This window comes from Microcystis sp. M015S2 (assembly GCF_020245945.1).
In the GTDB taxonomy this organism is placed as follows: Bacteria; Cyanobacteriota; Cyanobacteriia; order Cyanobacteriales; family Microcystaceae; genus Microcystis.
Map to the genome: position 1 here is coordinate 14,896 of NZ_JADBTX010000126.1, position 22,306 is coordinate 37,201.

At 42.2% G+C, this 22,306-nt stretch carries 24 protein-coding genes and 2 tRNA genes; 7 read left to right on the top strand and 19 right to left on the bottom strand.

Features of this window, described 5'->3' with window-relative positions:
- The first annotated feature begins 188 nt into the window (after positions 1–188).
- Entirely contained in the window at positions 189–1,820 is a 1,632-nt protein-coding gene (locus tag IM473_RS20555; protein ID WP_287660629.1) for a choice-of-anchor I family protein, read from the top strand.
- On the opposite strand, the gene tsaB is transcribed toward IM473_RS20555, so the two are convergent.
- From tsaB to IM473_RS20575, 4 genes are all read right to left on the bottom strand, one after another.
- Positions 1,821–2,423 (bottom strand): tRNA (adenosine(37)-N6)-threonylcarbamoyltransferase complex dimerization subunit type 1 TsaB, encoded by a 603-nt coding sequence (gene tsaB, locus IM473_RS20560; RefSeq protein WP_287660628.1) that lies wholly within the window; start codon positions 2,421–2,423, stop codon positions 1,821–1,823.
- A gap of 29 nt (positions 2,424–2,452) precedes the next feature.
- Positions 2,453–2,524 (bottom strand) — tRNA-Lys (locus tag IM473_RS20565).
- A gap of 63 nt (positions 2,525–2,587) precedes the next feature.
- On the bottom strand, positions 2,588–3,460 hold the full coding sequence (locus IM473_RS20570; protein WP_287660627.1) for an aldose epimerase family protein: 873 nt from the start codon (positions 3,458–3,460) through the stop codon (positions 2,588–2,590).
- 95 nt (positions 3,461–3,555) lie between these two features.
- A complete protein-coding gene (locus IM473_RS20575) occupies positions 3,556–4,242 on the bottom strand; it encodes a diacylglycerol/polyprenol kinase family protein (RefSeq protein WP_287660626.1) in 687 nt (228 codons plus the stop codon).
- A 55-nt stretch (positions 4,243–4,297) separates the two neighbouring features.
- Here IM473_RS20575 and yidD point away from each other — a divergent pair, with 55 nt between their 5' ends.
- Positions 4,298–4,528 carry a membrane protein insertion efficiency factor YidD gene (gene yidD, locus IM473_RS20580; protein WP_287660625.1) on the top strand — a complete coding sequence of 77 codons (231 nt, stop codon included), beginning with the start codon at positions 4,298–4,300 and terminating at the stop codon, positions 4,526–4,528.
- A 16-nt stretch (positions 4,529–4,544) separates the two neighbouring features.
- Here yidD and IM473_RS20585 read toward each other — a convergent pair whose 3' ends face one another.
- Positions 4,545–5,303: an LmeA family phospholipid-binding protein gene (locus tag IM473_RS20585; RefSeq protein WP_287660624.1), complete on the bottom strand. Its 759-nt coding sequence runs from the start codon at positions 5,301–5,303 to the stop codon at positions 4,545–4,547.
- Between the two features lie 198 nt (positions 5,304–5,501).
- On the opposite strand from IM473_RS20585, the gene IM473_RS20590 reads away from it, so the two are divergent.
- Complete coding sequence (locus tag IM473_RS20590) at positions 5,502–6,641, top strand: ferrochelatase (protein ID WP_287660623.1); 1,140 nt, start codon at positions 5,502–5,504, stop codon at positions 6,639–6,641.
- Positions 6,642–6,729: 88 nt separating this feature from the next.
- A tRNA-Arg gene (locus IM473_RS20595) sits at positions 6,730–6,802 on the top strand.
- Between the two features lie 270 nt (positions 6,803–7,072).
- On the opposite strand, the gene IM473_RS20600 is transcribed toward IM473_RS20595, so the two are convergent.
- The 5 genes from IM473_RS20600 to IM473_RS20620 form a co-directional block, all read right to left on the bottom strand.
- Complete coding sequence (locus IM473_RS20600) at positions 7,073–7,261, bottom strand: hypothetical protein (RefSeq protein ID WP_002783384.1); 189 nt, start codon at positions 7,259–7,261, stop codon at positions 7,073–7,075.
- Entirely contained in the window at positions 7,258–7,599 is a 342-nt protein-coding gene (locus IM473_RS20605; protein WP_159292852.1) for a hypothetical protein, read from the bottom strand. The genes IM473_RS20600 and IM473_RS20605 overlap by 4 nt, the downstream gene beginning before the upstream one ends.
- A gap of 249 nt (positions 7,600–7,848) precedes the next feature.
- Positions 7,849–8,211: a DUF5615 family PIN-like protein gene (locus IM473_RS20610; RefSeq protein WP_353738171.1), complete on the bottom strand. Its 363-nt coding sequence runs from the start codon at positions 8,209–8,211 to the stop codon at positions 7,849–7,851.
- The gene (locus tag IM473_RS20615; protein ID WP_287660621.1) at positions 8,186–8,485 is read right to left on the bottom strand and encodes a hypothetical protein; all 300 of its coding nucleotides are present in this window, start codon (positions 8,483–8,485) and stop codon (positions 8,186–8,188) included. The genes IM473_RS20610 and IM473_RS20615 overlap by 26 nt, the downstream gene beginning before the upstream one ends.
- A 124-nt stretch (positions 8,486–8,609) precedes the next feature.
- Positions 8,610–8,876: a HigA family addiction module antitoxin gene (locus IM473_RS20620; RefSeq protein WP_249268040.1), complete on the bottom strand. Its 267-nt coding sequence runs from the start codon at positions 8,874–8,876 to the stop codon at positions 8,610–8,612.
- A gap of 226 nt (positions 8,877–9,102) precedes the next feature.
- Here IM473_RS20620 and IM473_RS20625 point away from each other — a divergent pair, with 226 nt between their 5' ends.
- Positions 9,103–9,339 (top strand): hypothetical protein, encoded by a 237-nt coding sequence (locus IM473_RS20625; protein WP_008202209.1) that lies wholly within the window; start codon positions 9,103–9,105, stop codon positions 9,337–9,339.
- A complete protein-coding gene (locus IM473_RS20630) occupies positions 9,339–9,791 on the top strand; it encodes a type II toxin-antitoxin system VapC family toxin (protein ID WP_271975525.1) in 453 nt (150 codons plus the stop codon). The genes IM473_RS20625 and IM473_RS20630 overlap by 1 nt, the downstream gene beginning before the upstream one ends.
- A 160-nt stretch (positions 9,792–9,951) precedes the next feature.
- On the opposite strand, the gene IM473_RS20635 is transcribed toward IM473_RS20630, so the two are convergent.
- Together IM473_RS20635 and IM473_RS20640 are read right to left on the bottom strand one after the other, a co-directional pair.
- A complete protein-coding gene (locus IM473_RS20635) occupies positions 9,952–10,155 on the bottom strand; it encodes a type II toxin-antitoxin system RelE family toxin (protein ID WP_012266334.1) in 204 nt (67 codons plus the stop codon).
- Positions 10,156–10,195: 40 nt separating this feature from the next.
- Positions 10,196–10,441, bottom strand: a complete 246-nt coding sequence (locus IM473_RS20640; RefSeq protein ID WP_287660620.1) for a hypothetical protein — start codon at positions 10,439–10,441, stop codon at positions 10,196–10,198.
- 289 nt (positions 10,442–10,730) lie between these two features.
- Here IM473_RS20640 and IM473_RS20645 point away from each other — a divergent pair, with 289 nt between their 5' ends.
- Positions 10,731–11,372: a PEP-CTERM sorting domain-containing protein gene (locus IM473_RS20645; RefSeq protein ID WP_287660619.1), complete on the top strand. Its 642-nt coding sequence runs from the start codon at positions 10,731–10,733 to the stop codon at positions 11,370–11,372.
- 134 nt (positions 11,373–11,506) lie between these two features.
- Here IM473_RS20645 and IM473_RS20650 read toward each other — a convergent pair whose 3' ends face one another.
- The 7 genes from IM473_RS20650 to IM473_RS20680 form a co-directional block, all read right to left on the bottom strand.
- Positions 11,507–11,773: a Txe/YoeB family addiction module toxin gene (locus tag IM473_RS20650; protein WP_002756029.1), complete on the bottom strand. Its 267-nt coding sequence runs from the start codon at positions 11,771–11,773 to the stop codon at positions 11,507–11,509.
- Positions 11,766–12,026 (bottom strand): type II toxin-antitoxin system Phd/YefM family antitoxin, encoded by a 261-nt coding sequence (locus IM473_RS20655; protein ID WP_002736246.1) that lies wholly within the window; start codon positions 12,024–12,026, stop codon positions 11,766–11,768. Before IM473_RS20655 ends, IM473_RS20650 begins: the two co-directional genes overlap by 8 nt.
- Before the next feature lie 372 nt (positions 12,027–12,398).
- Positions 12,399–13,436: a fatty acid desaturase gene (locus IM473_RS20660; RefSeq protein ID WP_287660618.1), complete on the bottom strand. Its 1,038-nt coding sequence runs from the start codon at positions 13,434–13,436 to the stop codon at positions 12,399–12,401.
- A 558-nt stretch (positions 13,437–13,994) separates the two neighbouring features.
- Positions 13,995–17,045: a D-Ala-D-Ala carboxypeptidase family metallohydrolase gene (locus tag IM473_RS20665; protein WP_287660616.1), complete on the bottom strand. Its 3,051-nt coding sequence runs from the start codon at positions 17,043–17,045 to the stop codon at positions 13,995–13,997.
- A 94-nt stretch (positions 17,046–17,139) separates the two neighbouring features.
- Entirely contained in the window at positions 17,140–18,795 is a 1,656-nt protein-coding gene (locus tag IM473_RS20670) for an SPFH domain-containing protein (protein WP_287660615.1), read from the bottom strand.
- A 316-nt stretch (positions 18,796–19,111) separates the two neighbouring features.
- Positions 19,112–20,275 (bottom strand): pyridoxal phosphate-dependent aminotransferase, encoded by a 1,164-nt coding sequence (locus tag IM473_RS20675; RefSeq protein ID WP_287660614.1) that lies wholly within the window; start codon positions 20,273–20,275, stop codon positions 19,112–19,114.
- A 269-nt stretch (positions 20,276–20,544) separates the two neighbouring features.
- On the bottom strand, positions 20,545–22,306 hold a 1,762-nt coding region (locus IM473_RS20680), incomplete at its 5' end, for a class I SAM-dependent DNA methyltransferase (protein WP_287660613.1).

Genomic DNA, 22,306 nt, shown 5'->3' on the forward strand with positions numbered 1-22,306 from the left:
TTATCACTCCGGTAAATGAGCCGTTCAACTAAAAATCGAGCGAGTAACCCGTTTTCCTAGTTCGCTTTTACTGTTCTCGGCCAAATTTTGAAGATATCCTTAATTTCCCTCTTGTTTAATCTTCCTTTAACTTGGTGCTGAAAAAATGCGATTGTTTAGCCTTTTTTTGCAGGGTTTCAGCTAAAAATATGATTCATGCTATCTATCGTCACCATTGGAAATTTCTATTAACCTTGCTGTCAATTGCTGGCAGTATCAATATTGTTACTGAATCGGCCTCAGCTTTAAATATCACCCGATTGAGCAGTCTTGGCAATAGTACAAATGCTGCTAATAACTTCGGGGCAGAAATTCCCGCTTATGACCCCTCTAGTCGCAAATTATTCGTAATCGGTCCCAATAATCGTCTAGATATTGCCGATATCAGCAATCCCGCTAGTCCAATTCCCTTACCCTCGATCGATCTTAGTCCCTACGGTGCAGGGGTTAACAGCGTTGCCATCCAAAATGGTATCGTGGCCCTGGCCATGGAAGCTAATCCCATTACCAATAACGGCAGTGTAGTATTTTTCGATACTAATGGTGTCTTTCAGAGTCAGGTTACTGTGGGCGCTTTACCAGATATGTTAACCTTTACTCCTGACGGTAATCGGGTTTTGGTCGCTAACGAAGGGGAAGCGAGAGGGGCAATCAATCCCGATGGTTCCGTTAGTATTATTGACTTAAGCGCTGGTGTTCTCAATGCCACGGTCAACACGGCTACCTTTATCAGTTTTAATGGTCAAGAGAACACTTTAAGAAGTCAGGGAGTCCGTATTTTTCCCGGTCAAACGGTTTCCCAAGATGTGGAACCGGAATACATCACCGTTTCCGACGATGGAACCACTGCATGGGTAGCTTTACAGGAAAATAATGGTATTGCCGTAGTCGATATTGTTAACGCTCAAGTCACCAGTATTTTACCCCTAGGAGCCAAAAATTTTAACGCACCGGGTAATGGTTTGGATCCTAGCGATCAAGATGGAGGGGTAAATATTAATAATTGGCCGGTTTTTGGCTTATATCAACCGGATACGATCGCTACCGTTACCATCGCCGGACAAACCTATTTAATTACTGCCAATGAAGGGGATACTAGAAATGAGGCCCGACGAGTTTCTAATCAAAATCTAATTTTAGACCCCAATGCTTTCCCTAATGCGGCCCAATTGCAATTAGCCCAAAATCTCGGACGTTTAGATGTTTCTAGCATTGACGGACTTAACGCCCAAGGTCAATATAGCCAACTTTTTGCCTACGGTGGTCGTTCTTTTTCGATTTGGAATGTCACTAATGGACTGTCCCAAGTCTTCGATAGTGGCGATGATTTTGAACAAATTTTAGCGGCTTTTTCGACAACTCCCCTAACTCCTAGTATTTTTAATTCCGATGGCACTCCTAGCAGTTTCGATAGTCGTAGCGATAACCGCGGGCCAGAACCGGAAGGTTTAGCAGTAGGAAGCGTGAGGAATCGTCTCTATAGTTTTGTGGGAATAGAAAGGGCTGGCGGTTTCATGGTTTATGATATCACCAACCCTAGTAATCCTTTGTTCACCAATTATATCAACGATTGGCAATTAGGCGATATCTCTCCCGAAGGATTATTATTTATCCCGGCTGCCGATAGTCCTAATGGTACTCCCCTGTTAATTGTTGCCAATGAAGTGAGTCGTAATGTGGCGATTTATTCCGTCAAACCTGTCCCAGAACCTAGCGCAGTTTTAGGATTGCTAACCCTCGGATTAGCTGGTTATAGTTGGAAAAAAAGAGGGAATTGCTAATCACATCGCGTAAAACGGTAGCGCCTCCGACCAATGGGGGCGTTTTCCCGTTTGCCAATCCAAATGGGCTAAATCGAGGATATCGGTGGCATTTATGCCTAAATAGCTGGGTGTGGCTAATCTTTGATAGGGAATAGTTAAGTTTTCTAAAGTCTGCTGCCATTGTTCCGGAGTCATCAGGCTATCAGCTAAATAAACCCGATTACCCCGATAGATGCCTACATACAATTGTCCCCTAGTGGCGGGCATTTCTAGGGCTAGATAGGTATCGAGGGGGTAAAAATCCCGTTGTGACCAAGCAAAAGCCGCTAGACTGGAGACGGTAAAAATCGGTAGCTGTAATTCTTGTGCTAGGGTTCTACCGGTGACTATACCGATGCGGGTACTGGTAAAGCTCCCGGGCCCCTTAGCAGTGGCTAGAAAGGCTAAATCAGCCCATTTTTGCGGGGCTAGGAACTGTTTTAGATAGGGGTGGAATAGGTTCGATAAGTCCCTGTCTAAGTCCCAAGTTTGTTGACGACTATCATCGCTGAAATTAGAGAGGGCCAGTCCTAGTTGGGGACTGCTGGTATGCAAGGCTAATCCATAGACAGGGGAAGACAAGTCAATCTTTCTATATCAGTAAGTTTTTATGGGTCGCCTGGGATTCGAACCCAAGACCAATCGGTTAAAAGCCGAGTGCTCTACCGCTGAGCTAGCGACCCGTTTCGTGTTCTGCACACGATTTATCAATATAACATCTTATCGGGGCTAAGTCAAGGGGTAATTTAAATTTGATTGACTCGCATTTCCACGATCGCCTCGCGGCTACTCTGGGGTTCTAAGTAGGTCAATTGTTCGCCTGTGTTGAGGGCGTTGCGGGGGGCGCTCCAGGGTTCGAGACAGATATAATTTTTATCTTTCAGGGTCCAAAAAACTAGAGTTGTATAAAGATCGTCGTAACCGAGGATAATTTGACGTTGATGATAGGAATCACTAAAACTACTTTGATGGCGAGTAATTTGCGGAAAAGCGGCATCAATTTCTTCGAGATTAAAGTCAAAGTTGCCGGAGTAGGAATGGAAGGTTTTCGTGCGTTGATCGAGGTATTGGGAGGAGGGAATATCAAAGGATAATCGGGTTTTATCGGTGACTTGAAAATAGGGATGGAACCCGATAGAAAAGGGCATTTTTTCGGGGGAAAGATTAATTACTTTTTGGTGAATTTTGAGGCTGTTTCCTTGCAGTTGATAGGTAAAGATTAATTGAAAATCAAAGGGATATACTTGACGAGTGGCTTCATTGCTGTTTAATTCTAGGGTTAAACTAGCGGCAGTTTCTGTGCTTTGTTTGCTCACTTGCCAGGGTAAATCACGAGCAAATCCGTGTTGTTTGAGGCTATAGTTTCGGCCTTGATATTGATAGGTATTATCGGGTAAGTTGCCACAGATAGGGAATAAAATCGGGACTCCTCCGCGGACGCTGAGGTTAGGATCTTTGAATCTTTCTGTGTCCAGATATAAAATATCTTCTCCGCAAATTTGCCAACGGGTGATGATTCCTCCCCTAGCGGGAACCACTTCCAGATAAGCGTCAGCATCTTCATCCTTGAGACAATAGGTAAGATATTGATTTTGGTTTTGAGTGATCGTAAAAGTCATATCAGTTATCAGTTATCAGTTATCAGTTACCAGTGATCAGTTATCAGTTACCAGTGAATATCATCGGTCTTCGGTAGTTTGAAAGCTGAGATAGCCTAGATTGAGATGAAAATTTGGGTAAGAAAATAGGCAATGGCGGCGCTACCAATCGGTACAGTGAGATTATCTATACCCAGTTTCGAGAAAGTTTCTAGAATAGTAGCTCCGATCGCTGTTAATAAAGATACTAAAATAATTGGCGGATTAATGCCATTAACAAAAGATAAAATAATCAAGCTGACTAAAAAGCTGATTCCTAACATAGTCAGGGAACCTTCCAGACTTTTGCCACTGCCGAAAATTTTGTAGGGATGTTGACCAAAATTTTGTCCCACTAGGGCTGCTAATCCGTCTCCTAAAGCCATAATTAAAATACCCATTGCCGCATATTCGGGGTGAGAAATTGGCCAAAAATAAGCCACGAGAACACCGATACTAACAGCATAAAAAAAAGTTCCCCAACTGCGGCGACCGACACTATTAAGACTGGGTAAAATGGGGAAAAAATAGGATATGATAGCGATAGCTGCCGCTAGGATCGCGGCGCTTATTCCCACCCAAGCGGGGATATTTAACCACCAGGCCAAAAGGATGACGTTTCCCGTGCCAATGTGGACAACTTTGCGGGTAATTTCGCCATCGGTACTGAAAAGACTTTTTAATTTTTCAGCGATCAGAATCAGAACACCTAGGTAACAGGCGACTAAACTGATCGAAAATAGGAGAGAGTGGGATAGTTCCACGTGGCAAAAGCGAAAATTGACTATCTATTTAGTTTAGGCGATCGAGGTGACATTGATGAAAGGAATTTTTATTGGTTTAATTAAGGTATATCGACGGTTTATTTCGCCACTATTTCCCCCTTCCTGTCGTTTTCAACCCACCTGTTCCCAGTATGCCATGGAAGCGATTGATCGCTTTGGTGTGCTGCGCGGTTCTTGGTTGGCAATTAAGCGTATTCTCCGTTGTCATCCCTTTCACCCCGGAGGTTACGATCCTGTACCTCCCTGTAGCCACAAGCACGATTAAAAGGCCAAAATACTGCCTATTTTCTTTGGGGAAAACGCTCGATATCGGCGATACCATAAAAGATAATCTGTTTATCTTTTAAACGTAGTCGATCAACCCTTAATTGAGTACCATCGAGAGCAAATTTATCTAAATCCATGAGGTTGTTAACGTGGCTGATTAAAGCTTCTCCTAAAGCTTTCGATCTTTCGTCGCCTTGATAAACCACATCAACAAATTGAATTTTTCGCCGTTCTTCCACAACCACAGCAGTGGTCATTTCTAGAAGAATTGGTTCTTCTTCTGCCAATTTAATTAGACTTTTCAGAGTTAAAGTTTTGTCGTCATTGAGAATTAATTCCGTGTTCTGACAGTGAATTGATTTACCTTCGTACTCTAATCTTTGCAGTTTTTCGACAATAAAAGGTGTATTAAAAGAGGTGGTTAAGTCTTCTTCCGTTAAAACTACCCGCAAAGTGGCCCGCGTCGGTTGACGGAGTTTCACCTGTCCGGTAAAAATGGCACTAAAATCGATCGCCACCGCTTGTACATACAATTCCATGGCTTCGAGGCGTAGGCCATTGTACATCAGCATCGACTGACCGATAAAGTCAAAACCGTCGATACTGCCTTGCAGTAATTTGGCCACGGGTTCGGCGCGGACAGTCGCTGTCAGCTTGCCTGTGCGTTTGAATAATGCAGCGATCGCAGCACTCACCGCCTTACTGATGAGTTGATCGCCGCTCTGATTGGGAAAAGGTAAGCTACCAAACACGCCTGCTGTCATATCTCTCATAGGTGGGACTGCAACGATCTTAACATTATTTAAAGTTTCTTTACATCTCGTTTTATTAATGAGAATGATAAGCAATCTGTATGATTCTGTAGAGGTTATAAATTTTTAGCGGTCTATCCCGTGCTAGGGGATAGGATGTAAAAACGCTACTATCCCAGTGATATAGCGTTTTTCACTTAGAAAATCGGGGTTAAAAACGTGGTTGCCATTTCAGATCAACAACAGTTAGCCGCTACCCACAACCACAGCGATCGAGTGGCGGTATTATTGATGGGATACGGGGAAGTGGAGAGTTATGAGGACTTCGCCAACTATAATGAACAGGCCTTAAATCTGCTGACGGCTAAGTTCGCTCCTGTGCCGACTTGGGTTTATCCCCCCCTAGCGAAATTATTGGCCATATTTGACCTACACGAATGGCAACACCAGCATAATCACTTTATTTCACCCCATAACCACATTTTCGAGCATCAAAGACAGGAAATCGAGCGCAATTTACAGGCAAAATGGGGTAATCGGGTGGAGGTATTCAAAGCGTTTAACTTCTGCGCGCCTTTTTTACCGGCACAGGTGTTAACGGAAATCCGCGAGCGGGGATTCGAGAAAATTTTGATCTATCCTCTCCTCGTGGTTGATTCTATCTTTACCAGTGGCATTGCCATCGAACAAGTTAACAAAGCTTTAGCTCAAGGACAAACGGGGGAACATTGGGTCAAAGGATTGCGCTATATTCCCTCGTTTTATAACCAACCCGCTTATATAGATCTAATGGCGCGGTTAGTGGAGGAAAAAATCGCGGCCGAGGTAGCTAGTAGCTGTCTTCCCTCGCAAATTGGCATTATTTTAATGAATCACGGTTGTCCCCACGAAGCTAAGGGATTTACGTCGGGAATCGATGAAAGTCAAGCTTTATACGAGTTAGTCCGGGAAAAATTAATCTATCGTTATCCCTTGATTTCTGTGGGTTGGTTAAATCACCAAACCCCCTTAATTAAATGGACGCAACCGAATGCAGAGTTAGCGGCGAAGAATTTAATCGAATTAGGGGCAAAAGCCTTAATTTTCATGCCGATTGGCTTTGCTACGGAAAATCACGAAACTTTACTGGATGTGGAGCATATTATCGAAGCTTTACGCCGCAAACACGACCAGGTTAATTATGTGCAGATGGCCTGTGTCAACGATAACCCCGAATTTTGCCAGATGGCTGCCGATTGGGCCGAGGAACACATCGAAGCTTTGATATCACAAGAGGCTTTATCTGTCAATAGTTCTGTAACAATTCCTCACATTCATTCCGATCACCATCATCACCACGGACACCACCATCATCATTAAGCTTGGACAGTGGCAAAGAGGGGCAACGGCGAAAATTAGTCCTACCACTTGTCACTTTTGGAAGTATAATCTATAATTGTGCTTTCCTGGGTACGTAGCTCAATGGATAGAGCATCCGCCTTCTAAGCGGACGGTTGTAGGTTCGATCCCTACCGTACCCGTTATTGCCGACTAGGGATGGGAAATTCTCTCCTCTTGTCCCAGGGACAATCGCTTTGACGCGGTGAGCGTCGAATTGGGGCAGTTGAGTCCCGTCAGTTGATATTAATTGTGTTTAATTTAGTTTGCGATCGAGTTGAGGATCAGTCAAGGGAGAAGGCAAAGGCGAATAGGACGTACTGCGCCACAATATCTCACGGAATGAGGATAGGTCGCCTGAGAAGGAGTAAAACAAGAGAAACTACCTGAAACTCCTTCTTCTGTGCATCCCTCTATTTAATAGTTTGCCCTCTTTGCAATAGCCTTTCTCGTCTCTTTTGACGGGATTCTGTTTCCAGTTGGGCGAGTATATCGTCTAAAAAAAGATTATAAAGCTCAATCTGGCGGTTAGTTTCCCGTAAGCTTTCAAGACATTGTTTTCTCGTTGCTTCATCGGGATAGGAGGTGCGGTAAGTCATCATAAGTTCCATTGCCTCTTTACTTCATCAACACTAGCACTAACAGCATCCACACTGGCTGTTCCTTGCAAAATCGCTCTTTCTAACATCTCTAGCATCGTATTTGAGAGAGTCGGCTGCTCTTGTAAAATTCTCAGCAGGATATTATTAATTCGGGAGTAGGAATTAGTTACCCTCTCTCTGGCATTAGATAATTCTTCTAATTCTGATAATGTCCGTTCATTTTCCCCATATTCTGTAAAAAGTTGCCATTCCGTTGCCGATGCGTACTCTATCTGATCCGCTAGTTGACGCAGTAGATCAAAAATGCTCGCTAAGGTTTCCTCCGGTAATGTAGCCATATTCAATTATTTCTATTATCCCCAGTCTATCATCTGGTTGGTACGAGGTAATCCTGTTTAATTTAGTTTGCGATCGAGTTGAGGATCAGTCAAGGGAGAAGGCAAAGGCGAATCAGACATACTGCGTCACAATATCTCACGGAATGAGAATAGTTCGCCTGAGAAGCAGTAAAACAGGGGAAAGGAAGCGATCGCTAGTGTGAGAGATATATAACTTAAGATTTGTGACGCGATCACGACAAAGCAGAATTAATAGTTCCACTGGTTCAGGGAAATGAACTGATTAGCAAGAGGGACGTTAGCCGTTTCCAGATTGGCGATCGCATTGACAATTGCCTTGAAGTCCATATTTTTAAAGCGGTTAGCGTTACGGTAAACCGCTAAGATACCCGAATGGCTTGGATTGGCTTGGTGCAACTCTTCAAAGTCATCGCAGTTATGAGTTAGCAGAATCCGATTTTCCTGTATGGCATAGTCAAGTATGACATCATCTGTGCAGCCAGTCAAACCAATTTTATTGATCGTCAGTACGTCATGACCAGCAGCCGTAAGTAACTTAACCAGAAGTTGGGATTGCGAGTCCTCATCAAGCAATAATCTTAGGCTCAACACTAATCCCCTTTGCTTCCAGACGGTGGCGTTCTTCTTCTGCTTCTTGCTTGAGTAGCTGCTGATTAGCCTCGCAGTAGTCAATTGCCTCATAGATAGCAGCCAAAGGTAACTCCCAATTAAGAGCTGCTTCTTGAGGAGTCATATCGTTGACAATCATATCTGACCAGACATCAAAAGCTTTCAGCCTCCTACCTTGAAAATAAAGCTGTTGTCGCCAGGAATGAGGACGTTTCTCTAAATACTGCCATTGGGTTTTTGCTGCGTTGGTGGTCATGCTGATGCCTTGATGAAAGCTGGTATCCCTAGTTTATCAGCTACAGAAGCAGCGCACCGTCGAAGGCGGCTCTCTTCGAGATCGCGCTAACCCAATGTTGTTTGGTGTTGTAACCCAATCGGATTCAGAAAATCCTATCTTCCTGTTTTTTAACCTCAGCAAGATCGTAATTCATCTGGAGGCGCAGCCAGAAAGCAGGGGTGCTACCGATTGTCTTTGACAAACGCACAGCCATTTCCGGGGAAATCCCCGCCTTGCCATTGATTAGGTTAGATAGTCTAGAGCGTGACACGTTCAGCATTTTTGCCGCAGCTGTAACGGTCAATTCAAGCTCTTCAATCGAACTTTTGACAATTCTGCCCGGATGTACGGGATTTTTCAGGGTCATCATGTTTTTTCCCTCAATGATAATCTACAAGGTCAATGTCGAGAGCGTTTCCATCTTCACCCATCACCCATCCTCAAAATCCCCAAATCACTGAAAATCCTGATGCTGACAAGGAAGTAGTGCAGATACCAGCGTAAGCCATGAGGGAGAGGAATGTAAAGATTTATTAAATATAGAGAAATTGCGGCATGAGATATGATCGATATGGTTGCCTATTAGTCTAAGTCAAATGAACATTGAACAAGTTATCATTAAAAACCTAAGAAAACTTCCCTTAGAAAAACAACAAGAAGTGTTATCCTTCACCGAATCTCTCACCTCAAGAATTTCCCTCCCTTCCCCAGATTATAGTCTCACTCCCCAGGAAAAAGCTCAAAAATGGCAGAAAGTAATCGCTAAACTTCCTAAAACAAGTGCGAATTTACCTGATGAAGCTTTACACCGTGACACTATGTATGAAGACTAATGACTCAATATTTACTGGATACTAACATTTTGCTTCGGGCGGCTGATACGTCTTCAGCAACTTATTCTCTTGCTAATAATGTAATTACTCAAATCGTTGAAACAGCTAATGAATGTGTTATTATTCCTCAAGTTTTAATTGAATTTTGGGTAGTTGCAACCCGCCCCCTTGATGTTAATGGTTTAGGTTGGACTCCAGCACAAGCTACAAATTATGTCAATGATTTATTAGATAACTTTACATTAATTGCAGAAACGCCGGATATTTTTCCCCTTTGGTTTCAATTAGTCACCATCTACAACATTAAAGGAAAACGCACCCATGATATTAGGCTTCTTGCTGTCATGAAAGCTTCTAACATTACCCATTTATTAACCTTTAATCCTGATGACTTTATCCCTATTCCCAATATTACCATCGTTCATCCGCAAGATTTGATTAATTCCCAATAATTAAGCAGCAAATCCGACATACCGCGTCACAATCCCTCACGGAAGTGGATAGTTCACCTGAAAAGGGGCAAAACAGGGAAAAACACCTGAGACTCCTTCTTCTGTGAATCACTGTCTTATGGCGAAAGGAGAAACAGCAGTCTAGAAAAGAGTTCTGGTATTATTTATAGACATCGCCGCGAGGTTTAATAGTTGTAATGACGTATAGATTGTTGTCTCTATCTTCAAAAAACAACACTCGATACTTACCTACTCGCAATCTTAGTTCATCTCTTCCGTAAAGTGGTTTAATATCTAATTTTGTAGAATCCGAAATCAAAGTATCCAAAGCTTCAAGAAGACGAATTTGATCATTTTTAGGCATTCTTTCTAAGTAGCGTTCTGCTTGTCTAAGTAGAATATAATCAGCCAAGTTTATCTCCAAATAATTTGTATTTTAATTCTGTTGAAGTGATTCCAGTATCTCGACCGGATAAATAATCTTGCCATGCTGCTTGGCTTTCAGCAAGTTCTTCGGCTGGAATGATCTCATCGTCATCTTTTGGCGCTAGGGTCGGCTTGATGATAGTTTTTAAATCCTCTAAAAGTCGCAACTTATCCGTAAGGGGAAGATTCTCTATTTGGCTGAGGATTTCATAGTAAGTTGTCATAGACCTTGATCGTATCAGATAATCCGAACACACCTCGAATAATACCACATCCAGATACTAACCAAAAATGGTAAAAGCGGTGGGCTGTTCACAACCGACTTGGTTCTGCGGTTTCTTGATCGGGATTAAGAAAAGAATGTAAAGATTTATTAAATTGTAGCTTTTGATACACTTGTGGGAGGGGGGGGAGTGTGTAGGCTCTTGCTATCTCCCTTTGGCGTTGGGTTGGGCTGTTGCTTGATCTAGCTGCGAGGGGGGCGCTCCCATTTTAAAAATCTCTCAGCTTCTCATGAACATCATGAACATTAAGAACCTGTCTAATTTTTTGCTTGCAGGCGCGGCACTTGGACTGGCGACTGCTCTGAGCGCCTTGTCACCGCAAGTAGCCCAAGCGGTTGTCGTCGCACCACCTGGTTCCACCCCAGATAACCCGTTGCTGCCCTCGGTTGTGGCAGGAGGCGAATTCCTTTTCCCTAATCCCGAGCCCCGCCGTTGGTTTGACCCACCTTTTGTCTCAAGATTTGACTACTCCCTTGGCTTGGGCGAGTTTTTAAGCTTCATCCTCCCACCTGGATTCGGCACTACTATCGATCTCTATGTGGGTGACACTCTCATAGCAAGCGATCTCACCGCTGATGGGTTAACGGAATATTTCTTCTCTACTAACTTCAGCCTAGCTAACGTAACAGCCTTCAGCCTCCGCGACATTTCACCCCTAGTAGATGCGGCAGATCCCACGGCTTTCCCCACCTTCCTTGATTTCACCAGCGGCGCTGGGCCACTGACGATGAAACCGGTTTCCGAAGCGGTTCCCGAACCCAATTCCCTTCTTGGACTATTTGCCCTCGGTACTCTCGGCGCAGCTTCAACTCTCAAACGCAAACTGAAGTCCTCTCAATCCACCGAAAAAGAAACCACAAAAGTAGGCTAAATTGCTTCTAAAAATACCATAAATGCCCCTTCATTTACTCCCTTGAAGGGGATTATTTTAGGGAATTTATTTTTACAATCCAAATCAATTATTTTCAGTTTATAATGTTACCAGTGTAAAATAAATAAGAGTAGTTATTCATAATGAGTCCACATCCGTATAACTTTGACAACCTTCTCTTCTGGAATAACCTGATAAACCAAACGATGCTGAATATTAATGCGTCTGGAATAATAGCTCGCTAAATCGCCACTGAGTTTCTCATAAACAGGATAAGATTGATAGGGATTTGACTTAAGAATATTTAATAACTCGTTAGCTTGTTTTGCCAACCCAGTACGAGCCAGCTTTTCAGCATCTTTTTTCGCTTGTTTGGTAAAAACCAACTGCCAATTATCCATTTAAAATTGCTCTGATACCCGCCTCATCCACACAATCTTCAATGGAAGTGTTGCCACCTTCAATAATTGAATCTACCATACCAGGAATAGAATACAAATAAAGCGTTTCTTGAATAGAGTTCCAATCTTCCTCAGCAATTAAAATAGCATTCTTTTTCGTACCAGATAACAAAATCGGTTGATGATTATCATTGGTATCATTCACTAATTCATCAATTTGTTCTTTGGCTTCAGTAACAGTAACAATTTTCATGTAACTATCCCTTAAATTAACAACAAGAGCGCAACCGATTCTAACACAAGTTAAGTATTATTCAGCATAATAGCACCTTTTCTAAATATTTCTCATTCCTCCGATTAAAGGCCAAGGAATAAGAGGATAGCGAGACTTAATTTCCTTTGGTACATTTTTAGTTGCTTCTCCAATTAGATATTTCTTTGATTCTTGGCCAATGCTGCCGATGTCATTCCCTTTGTATGTTGTTCAATTTCGCTGCATCAGCTTAATTCCTTGCCAGTGAACCAAATACAGAGAAAGACTTTACCGCTAGTTTTGGCAACTATTCTCGGTGTGAGAGGAGGAGGCAGATTTTGCTGCCGTTTCCCCCTCATAGCTAAGATAGGATCAGTTTTTGAGGTAAAAAACCTTACTGCCTTGGTCACTGACAAAATGACAATTGCGGTAGGACTGCCAGAGAGATTTGAAAATCGGTTCTTTCGAGACGCGATAATAGTCTCCTAAGACGGGAAGGATAGCCTCGGTTGCTTCTTGGAGATGATAGTGGGGAATAGTGATAAAAATATGATGGGCGACGTGAGTACCAATTTGGTGATGGATGGGATTAAAGATGCCATAATCGCGATCGATGGTAGAAAGTGCCCCTTTGAGAAAGTACCAGTCTTGACCGCGATACCAGGGAATATCATCTTCGGTGTGGTGTAGGAATGTCACCAGGTCTAACCAAACCACAAAGACGATATAGGGCATGATGTAGTAGTTAAACAGAAACCAAAAGCCGTAGCTGATACCCACCCCGATTAATAGACCTAACATAAAGGTACAGCAAACGGTGCTAGTCAGTACCTGCCACCGTTCCGAGGGGCGAAAGAGGGGGCTTTCTGGCATAAAATGGGACCCCTGTTTATTGGGGGAACGACGGAAAAGATAAAGGGGATAAACAAATAAAATTAGCTGAAAACGAGCTAATTTTTCGTACCAGGCCATATTGTTATACTGGGTTTCCGTGACGGGATACCAACTTTCATCGGTGTCGATATTGCCGGTATTAGCGTGATGGGTGCGATGACTGATGCGCCAACCGTGGAAAGGTACGAGAATGGGAGTATGACTGAGATGACCGATTAAGTTATTTAACCAACGATAACGGGAAAAGGAACCGTGACCGCAATCGTGACCGACGACAAATAAGGCCCAAAACATGGTTCCCTGCATAAACCAAAAAAGGGGGAAGAACCAAGCTTGATTAATCTGGTAAGTTATCCAGTAAAGTAGGGTAATAATGCCAATATCAAAAAAAAAGTAGGCTAAAGAGCGAAAAACGCTTGATTGGAAGCAACGGGCCGGGATAGCTAGACGGATATCCTGTAGGGTAAATGGCAAAAATTCTCTTTTTAGGGAGGGTTTAGGTAGGGTTTGGGACACTAGGTTATAACTCAAGATAGATGACAGAGCAGTATTGACGAAGGCTTGAGTAGCTCAAGTTTTCTGTTTCTCGATGCGCTATCTTTTCTCTATCTCAGCTAGGAGCGGATAAGACCGAGCGATCGAGCGAATTTCGTCTAACTCACCAGAATTTTATTGTAGGGCTTAATGTAACTTAACAAAAGCCCCTGGGGAAAGTTAATCAGATTCTCCCCCTGTCCGTCTGTCCCCTTGAGCATCTAGTACAATAATATCTGAGAAAAGAGATAAGACGCTCGGTCATTCAATCAACATTATGAACCAGTTACCTATTCGTCCAGCTAACAAAAATTTTACCCATAGTTGCTTGACTTTTGCCGATTTTTATGCGGGAATTGAAGGAAGGAATACATTTAAGTCTCTTAGAAACAAAAAGATTAATTTTCCTGTTTCTCGCACCGCTGCTATTAAACAACTTTCTCACGCTGTCTGTCCGGCAGTAATCGGTACCCTGCCGATGGTTGTGAGTGTGATTATGAGGAATCCTCCTAAGTGTGTATTTAAAAGTTTTACATGGCATCAATAGTTCCATCTGACACCTTTTTCGCCTCCCGTTTTCCATCCCTTTCCATTGCGACAATCAATATGAACGAAGCCCTTTTTCGCCCCCCAACCCAAGGCACCATACCAGTGTTGATCTACCCACTTTTGAAATTCAAACACATCTCCATGAGCAGGGCAAATATCGACCGCAGTTCCTCGGATATGCTGCGAGTTACTTACCCCTCCCACAGCACGATTGATTTGCTCAGGGCGATACCCAGAAGTGATGATAATGGGCTTGCCGTAGTCAGTGCGAATCTTCTCCAACTCTCGCATAATCGTGAGTATGTTATTTTGCAAAGTGGTGTCGTGCGGAATGCGTCGGGGGTCGTTTCGTAAGTTTTCTCCTAGAGTGAAATGGGGGGTTAAATGGGTGGACATATCACTCCAATCTACATCTTTCGGAGTCAAAATTTTGGGCATTTCCCTAACCACTTCGACTTTGCTAACCTGATCGCTAGATTCTGTCGCTGCCTTGCCTGTTTCAGGCTTTGTGGCTAACTCTTCCGTATGTAAAGGTGTAGAAGGTAATTGTTTGATAACTTGACAAGCTTTATCGTAATAACGTTGACGATCCGATAGTCCGTTATAACCACCATTAACCCTTTTTGTTACCTCTCTAACAGTTGCACCCCGATCGCAAAGAGCATTCATGTTATTATTCTTCCACCAAAATCCAGCACTGGTAAAAGGATAAACTTGAGCAACATAGCTATGTCCCTGCATGACTTTTTGATCCTTGATAAAGTCTGCAAATTTCTGATAATTATGCCGTCCAGTTAATTGAATAACACCAGCACCTTTATATTTACGACCATCACCGGGAGAGGTATTTCCCAAATCTCGGCGACCTTCATAAGCACTACCACTGGCAATTTCTTCCATCCAACGCAGTCCTCCTGATTCATGGGCTGTTTGGCTGAGGAAATGTCTAATTCGTGGCACTGTATTAATTTCAAATCGCTGTAAACAAGAGTTTAAGTCATTGAATTGTTTATCACTCATTTTACGTCCATAGACAGACTCAGCTTGCTGACGAGTTACAAGATTAACGCCTTGATGCTGACTTGATTCTGGCGCGGATACAGATGATCGGCTATTGTCTTTGCTAGATTTTTGCCAAGGTAAATGCCAATGATCCGACCAAAGATACCAAATGCCAGCACCGTAGTCTAACTCCACTAGGCAATGTCCGTCAATTTCTTCTGAATACTTGAGGACTTTGTATTCTTTGCCCACAGGAACTTCTTTTTTCTCGTTTTCACCGAGGTCTGATGAATCAATAGGCTGCTTTTTCAGATAGGTTTTAGTAGTTGCCTTGATGATGGTATTGGGGGGCGCAATGACCCAATTTTCGGGTTCTACCTTTGTAGCTGTAGCTGATCTTTGAATCGAGCGGGTGGCTGCGGCTTTGAGGGTTCCTCTATTTGTTGAGGAGATGGCAGACATTCTTGATAATTGGTCAATGGCTTCCCGCGCTGAACCATTTTTACTGGACTGGGGAACAGATGATAGTATTTTGTCTTCCCAAGGTAAGTACCAGTGATCTGACCAAATATACCAAATTCCCTGGCCGTAGTCTAATTCAACGAGGCAATGTCCATCAGATTCTTGTGAATGCTTGAGGATTTTATACTCTGTACCCACGGGAACTTCTTTTTTCTCGTTTTCACCGAGTTGTGATGAATCAATGGGTTGCTTTTTCAGATAGGTTTTAATGGTTGCTTTAATCTTTGTATTGGGGGGAGCAGCGACCAAATCTTCCCGATTCTGGGTTACTGATAAGGTTGAGGTGACAGGTTTCGCCGCCGCAGAAAGTTGAATTTTATCAAGTAAGGCTTTCCCGTTAGTCTGTTGACTTACCCAATCTTGATTTTGGATCAGCCAGTTTTTTATGGAATTATTTCCCCCATCTACTCCATCCCTTTCATACTCGTCAATAGCTTGCGCTAGTCCTTTCCTCTGCTCAACAGCAAACAAATCTTTTAAGATATTATCCCTTGATTGAGAATTGCCAAGGCCAATTCTGGCGATTGCCCGATTCATTTCATACTTCCAGCTATCTCCCTCCGTTGATGACCCCGGTACTCGTAGTTCGATGGCGCGATCCAGATAGGAGATGGCTTTGTCTAAATCAGGAGGCTGTGAACTGATATAAGCATAACCTAACTCTGCATTATAGGAGGGATTATTGTTATCACTGGCTACCAGAGCCTCAAAAATCGGAATTGTTCTATTGACCCGATCTTTAAATGTTAGAGTTCTCCTTCCCAAGCTACGGGCATCATGGGCAAGATTAAAAGCACGTTCTTTAACATCATCACTAGCGGCTTCAAGTTTCTCTTGCATTTCTGATAATTCGGACTGATTTAGCCCTTCTTGAATCTGCTGGTTGACTAGATTGCGGATGTATGTTTTTTCTTCGAGTTCTTTTGCCTGAGATTCTGCTATCTCTTTGGCTAGGTCAGCCGTTTTTATACGGTTAATTACCTTCTCTAATGCCGCATCCAGGATAGCTTTACCACCGTAGCCGCCCACCAATCCAGTGACAAAAATCGTGATTTCTAAGCCCGGATCGCCAAGGTTTCTAAGTTCCTGGGGTAAGAACTTATAGGCGATAAATGCCCCACCTATGCCAACAAAAATTTCTCCCAAAAAGCCAGGGTTGAGATTATTGGGATTTTTCTTACTCCAAGACGGCAATTCTAACTCGCCGTCAAGCAATATAGAGTAAAGTAATCCACCAAGTGCCCCAGCTAGTATCAGGCTTAGATAGAGAGGACTTACGTCATACGAGAAATTTTTTAGCAACCCAGTAGTAATATGAATTGTTTTGGTGATACATTTTACCTTTACCTTTTCCTGTCCCTCAGATATATCTGGTGGACAGGGAGACGTACTTGTAAGACTGATTAACCAAGCAAAGACAAGAGCCATACCAAGTCCCAAGAAAAAGGTCAGGAGGAAATTAATAGCTTTGGGAATGGGAGGAAATGTTAGGGGAGGTTTTTGTTTGGCTTTTTTCATGAATTTAGACTCCAAAACTCAGTTTGTTTACTGTTGAAAAATTATTTTTATTGGCAGGGATTAATGGGCTTAGATGACTCAATCTCGCTGTTACTTATCCGTCGGAATTATCCTGTCCGTTGTTGCTATCTTTATTCAGAGAGCGGAGCGATTTACCTAATAAATCTCCTAACTTACCATTTAGTAAAGATTGGATTAGTAACATACCACTGGTGGAAAGCATCAACTTGTTAATCTCTTCTCCATTTCCATTGGGAAAATTATAGATATTGGAGTCTCCCAAAATCCCCGCTTGGGGAGCTAATGCTTTAGCAATTTCAACAACCTGGGGTAAATTTTCTATTAATTGAGGTGCTAACTCCCGAACCATTTTAGCCGTGCGCTCGGCATCCGTAGCCGGTATGAGATGGTAACGCTTACCTTCTGCTTCTGCCAAACGTTCGATAGTTTTTGCTTCGTTCTCCACTGACTCTGCGGCTATTTCCGCTTGCAGCTTCTGGCGTTCGGCTTGGGCTTTTTCAATTGCTGTAGTAACAGCTTGTTCTGCTTTGGCGCGTTCTATTTCTGTTTCCAGCCGTTCTTTTTCTTTACTAATAATCGAGATGGTTGCAGCAATTTCTCCCGTTTCTATTGCTTGATTGACTTCTGCTTGTTTTAAGCGAAACGTTTTATTTTCCTCAATTAATTTTGTGTCTTGTGAGATTTTTTTAAGTTGAATTTCAATCTCTGTTTCGTGTTTGAGGGATTCTAGCTCTTTTTTGTCGTTTAACTCAGCAATTTCGAGCTTTTTCTTTAAAGCCAATTCAGAGGTTTCAATCGCCTCCTGTAGTTCTTTTTCTTTCTCATTTTGGTAGGTTTCGATCTTTAGCTCGTGGTCGATCTTTGCCTTTTCGACTTTTTCTAGTGTTTCTAAATTTTTCAAAGATGTTTCTTGATGTGTAAGCTCTTGATTTTCCAGTTCAATTCCTATCTCTAATTCCTTTAGCCTTATATCTCTGCCTTTCTCTAATTCCTGTTTTCGTATTTTTTCTTCTGTACCTAATTCTTCCGTGCGAGTTGCCAGAATTGCCGGTTGAATCACTTTTGTTCGAGCCTCAACTGCCTTGGCATCGAAATAGTTGTCAGCAGTATAGTTGGCACTTTCTTCAATTTCACCAATAACTAGGTCTCTAACAGTTAATCCTAGAGGATTTAGGCAGTTACCAAGTATAGTCGTAGCTTCTTTTCCCACCTCTGTGCGATTTGTATGCAGATAGTCTAATGTATGTTTACTGGCACTTCCTCGTAGGGCGGTTTCGGCGCGTTTTTTAACAGCTTTCTCTACGGCTACGGTTGAAATACTGTCTTCTTCTACCAAAAATTTTTGAGCCTTTTGGTTGTCTTCTTTGGTGTCGGCAATAAAGACATAAATTGTCGCTTGTACATTGGCTCGTAAATAATCCTGAGTACGAATATTTGAGACTTCTATATCGACAGCAAATTCTTGGGATCGAATCGTGTCTGAGTCTGGTTCTGGTTCAGTCCATGCCTTGAAACCCCCAATAATTTTGTCTTTTTGCGACCACAAAGAAACCATTATCAAGGTGACTACAACAGTTACTCCTATCGGCACTAAGCCGTTACCTGGCGGTGGATTTGATCGGGAAGGATCAGGGGAAGATTGAGCGACAATAACAGGCTCTGTTTGGCTGGGTTGTACTGCTCTCATATAGTAAAGATTCAGATCAGGAAATTCCAGCCATTTTAACATTTATGGTTTTTCGGTAGATAATATGTTAACAAAAATTTATAACCTTTCAGGGGTAGGGCCGTTTCATTTAACCCCATATTTCGCACTTCAGTCTTATTCTTTGTATGATCAGTTTAACTTATATAGTAGTGATCGATCTCTGTGTCCTTTGTGTCTCTGTGGTTCGTTCCACGCACTCGTCCGCAAGACCGTATCTTAGAATACATTTTACCCACCAAACCCGGGAGAGCCAACGGATTTAGTATTAGAGCTAATTGGCTGTTAAAACCGAAAAAAAGGGCGAACAAAATTCACCCTAACAGATATGGTAATCATCCTACAAAGTGCTGATAAACTTATCGATGCGATCAAATCCTTTTTCAATCGTCTTTAGGTCTGTAGCATAGGAAAGACGAATACAATCATCAGCACCAAAAGCAATCCCGGGGATAGCAGCTACTTTTTGGGTTTCGAGGAGTTTCTGACAAAAATCCCGGGATTTTAAACCAGTTTGACTAATATCGATAAACACATAAAAAGCACCGTTGGGAGTAGGACAATTGAGTCCTGGAATTGCTCGCACTCGTTCTAAAATATACTGTCGGCGCTCGCTAAAAGCTTTGACCATTTCCTCGATGCAATCTTGGGGACTCTCTAAAGCAGCGATCGCACCGTACTGAGCAAAAGTGCAGACATTGGAGGTACTATGACCTTGGATCTTAGTCATAGCCTTGACAATTTCCACCGGTCCTGCTATGTAACCGACGCGCCACCCCGTCATCGAGAAAGCTTTAGCAAAACCATTACTAATAATACTGCGCTGAAAGATTTCTGGACCAAAAGAAGCGATACTGCGGTGAATTGCGCCATCGTAGAGGATTTTCTCGTAAATTTCATCAGAAACCACTAAAATATCCTTTTCAACCACAATTTTTGCTAAAGCTGCGATTTCTTCGGGAGTATAGACAATACCGGTGGGATTAGAGGGAGAATTGAGGACAAATAATTTAGTTTTCGGTGTAATTGCCGCTTCTAGCTGTTCGGGGGTGATTTTATAGTGATTCTCTAGGCTAGTGTTGACGATAACCGATGTTCCTCCCGCTAACGTCACCATTTCAGGATAACTCAACCAGTAGGGTGCGGGAATAATTACTTCGTCCCCCGCTTCAATTAACGCCATGATTAGATTGTAGAGAGACTGTTTACCCCCATTGGTAACGATGACATTATCGGCATTGTATGCTAGTTGATTATCCCGCAGTAATTTCTCAGCGATGGCTTTTCTTAACCCCGGTTCTCCGGCAGCCGGTCCGTAGCGAGTTTTTCCCTCATCGAGGGCCTTTTTCGCGGCAGCTTTGATGTGAGTGGGTGTGTCGAAATCTGGCTCCCCGGCGCTAAAACTACAGACATCTTCGCCGTTTTTCTTCATTTCCTTGGCCAGAGAGTCGATAGCTAGGGTAAGGGAGGGGGTGACTTGATTGACTCGTGACGCTAGTTTCATAGTATTTTACCCTGACAGGGCTTTTCTGATGACCTACACAACCTTTAGTATTGTCCATCACCTCGATTGTTCTGGGTGTTTTTTTATATAATCTCCGGAATTGCGGCGCTTAGGGATAGGTGTGGGGTGTGGGGTGTGGGGTGTGGGGTGTGGGGAAGTGGGGTGATGGGGTGATGAGGAAGTTGGGTGTGGGGTGATGGGGAGAACAAAGCTGCTTTTTGCCTTTTGCCTTTTGCCTTTTGCCTGTTGCCTTTTGCCTTTTGCCTTCGTTATTGAGGATTTTTTCTTTGCGGGGGTTTTTGTTTGCTGGTAGGGAGTAGGGGAGCGGTTAATTTTTCATAGAGTTCAAAGAGGTATTCAATACGGTTTAATTCACTGGTAAAGGGTTGGGGACGATAACACAAATCAACGGCTTTGTCGAGTTTTTGGTGAGCTTTGAGCAAGTCGGGAGGCATAGTTAAAGGATCGTATAAATCCGCAAGGCTACTATCAGGATATTTTACCCTAGTATCTAGCACAGCTTGAGCGCAAGTTTCGACGGTTTGTTTTTGTTTGTCGGTGATATTTTCTGGAAAGGGGTAGTTATTATAAACGATGGTGTTTGAATAACGATAATCGCTTTTTAATCTTCCACACACATATTTAACCCATGCCATGTGCATTTCTGAAGTTAAGATACCAAAATAATAAAGAGTTGCATAAGGAATAATTAAACATGAATTACTTGTAATTATATCAGGAGATAAAAATCCAGTTGGAATATATTTTCTATTCTCTGATGAAACACATGGAATAAGTAAATAATTAGTATCAGGTTGTCTATTTTCTCCAAAAAGAGTTGGAAATTTAGATAATTCTTGAGTGGTTTTTCGATTGCTTTCACTTCGCACTTTTCTAACTTCTTCAACTCTTCTATAAATTTCTTTTGACTTCTTTAATTCTTGAGGTTGAATATTAACAAGCCAAAGACAATAACGAGAATAACCATTAATAAATTCTTGCGCCCCTGTATAGCGTCTTATCCATTTATCAGCATCAGGTTCCTTCTTAACTAATTCTTCTTTTTCAGATTGTGAAAGAATAAGATGACCACCATCATTTGGCATACTTCCAAAGTTTATTTCTGGAACAGATGAAATGGTTTTTCTTCTAGTTAAAATTACTAAGTCATTACCCTCAACTAAATAAGGATTAATATTTTTAACTTTTCTTTCTGTTGGTTCACCTTTAATATCAGCATAATCAAAAATACGTTTATTGTCAATATCTTCTAGCCCAAAACCAATAATAACACAATGAACTGCGGCGTTTCCTTTTGCTTCATTGCTCCAGCTAAAAGTTCGATGAGCAAAATGAATTTTTATTTTATATTTTTGATAAAGCTCTTGCCAAAGAACACCAACTTGTTCACCCTGAGAAATAGAATTTGTACTAACTAAAGCGCAACGAATTAAACTATTTTGAATAAATTCAGACGCTTTAATATACCATGCCGTCACATAATCTAAAACACCTGCTCCTTTAATGTCCCCTAAAACATGATTCATGTCAGCCTTTTGGTCAGCATTTTGTAACTGTTTCCCCACAAAAGGAGGATTTCCTAAAATAAAATTGAGCTTCTCTTTTGATATAAGTTCTTCCCAATCAATCCGCAAGGCATTTCCATTAACAATCTTTGCCGCTTTCTTTAATGGTAAACGCACAAAATATTGACCAAAAGTATTACTAACTTTAATATTCATCTGATGATCAATTAACCACATTGCCACCTCAGCCACCCTCACCGCAAACTCATCGTATTCAATACCCGCAAACTGATTAACATCTACCTGAATAATGGTACTAATATCTGTTACTAACTGCCCCGTTTTATCTAATTTATCTAACTCCTGTAATACCAAAATCTCTAAATCTCGTAACTCCCGATAGGTAATAATTAAAAAGTTGCCGCAACCACAGGCAGGATCAAGAAAATATAAATTAGCAATCTTTTTCTGAAATTCTAGTAATTTATTGCGATTGCCTTTAATC

Bases quoted from the DNA above. Each gene is read 5' to 3' on its own strand.
- IM473_RS20630 (WP_271975525.1), top strand. From the start codon at position 9,339: ATGACTCAATATTTACTGGATACTAACATTTTGCTTCGGGCGGCTGAT.
- IM473_RS20675 (WP_287660614.1), bottom strand. From the start codon at position 20,275: ATGAAACTAGCGTCACGAGTCAATCAAGTCACCCCCTCCCTTACCCTA.
- IM473_RS20570 (WP_287660627.1), bottom strand. From the start codon at position 3,460: ATGACTTTTACGATCACTCAAAACCAAAATCAATATCTTACCTATTGT.
- IM473_RS20650 (WP_002756029.1), bottom strand. From the start codon at position 11,773: ATGGATAATTGGCAGTTGGTTTTTACCAAACAAGCGAAAAAAGATGCT.
- IM473_RS20615 (WP_287660621.1), bottom strand. From the start codon at position 8,485: ATGACCACCAACGCAGCAAAAACCCAATGGCAGTATTTAGAGAAACGT.
- IM473_RS20645 (WP_287660619.1), top strand. From the start codon at position 10,731: ATGAACATCATGAACATTAAGAACCTGTCTAATTTTTTGCTTGCAGGC.
- IM473_RS20665 (WP_287660616.1), bottom strand. From the start codon at position 17,045: ATGAAAAAAGCCAAACAAAAACCTCCCCTAACATTTCCTCCCATTCCC.
- IM473_RS20620 (WP_249268040.1), bottom strand. From the start codon at position 8,876: ATGATGACCCTGAAAAATCCCGTACATCCGGGCAGAATTGTCAAAAGT.
- IM473_RS20600 (WP_002783384.1), bottom strand. From the start codon at position 7,261: ATGATGACTTACCGCACCTCCTATCCCGATGAAGCAACGAGAAAACAA.
- IM473_RS20625 (WP_008202209.1), top strand. From the start codon at position 9,103: ATGAACATTGAACAAGTTATCATTAAAAACCTAAGAAAACTTCCCTTA.
- IM473_RS20635 (WP_012266334.1), bottom strand. From the start codon at position 10,155: ATGCCTAAAAATGATCAAATTCGTCTTCTTGAAGCTTTGGATACTTTG.
- IM473_RS20585 (WP_287660624.1), bottom strand. From the start codon at position 5,303: ATGAGAGATATGACAGCAGGCGTGTTTGGTAGCTTACCTTTTCCCAAT.
- IM473_RS20605 (WP_159292852.1), bottom strand. From the start codon at position 7,599: ATGGCTACATTACCGGAGGAAACCTTAGCGAGCATTTTTGATCTACTG.
- IM473_RS20670 (WP_287660615.1), bottom strand. From the start codon at position 18,795: ATGTTAAAATGGCTGGAATTTCCTGATCTGAATCTTTACTATATGAGA.
- IM473_RS20640 (WP_287660620.1), bottom strand. From the start codon at position 10,441: ATGACAACTTACTATGAAATCCTCAGCCAAATAGAGAATCTTCCCCTT.
- IM473_RS20555 (WP_287660629.1), top strand. From the start codon at position 189: ATGATTCATGCTATCTATCGTCACCATTGGAAATTTCTATTAACCTTG.
- IM473_RS20655 (WP_002736246.1), bottom strand. From the start codon at position 12,026: ATGAAAATTGTTACTGTTACTGAAGCCAAAGAACAAATTGATGAATTA.
- yidD (WP_287660625.1), top strand. From the start codon at position 4,298: ATGAAAGGAATTTTTATTGGTTTAATTAAGGTATATCGACGGTTTATT.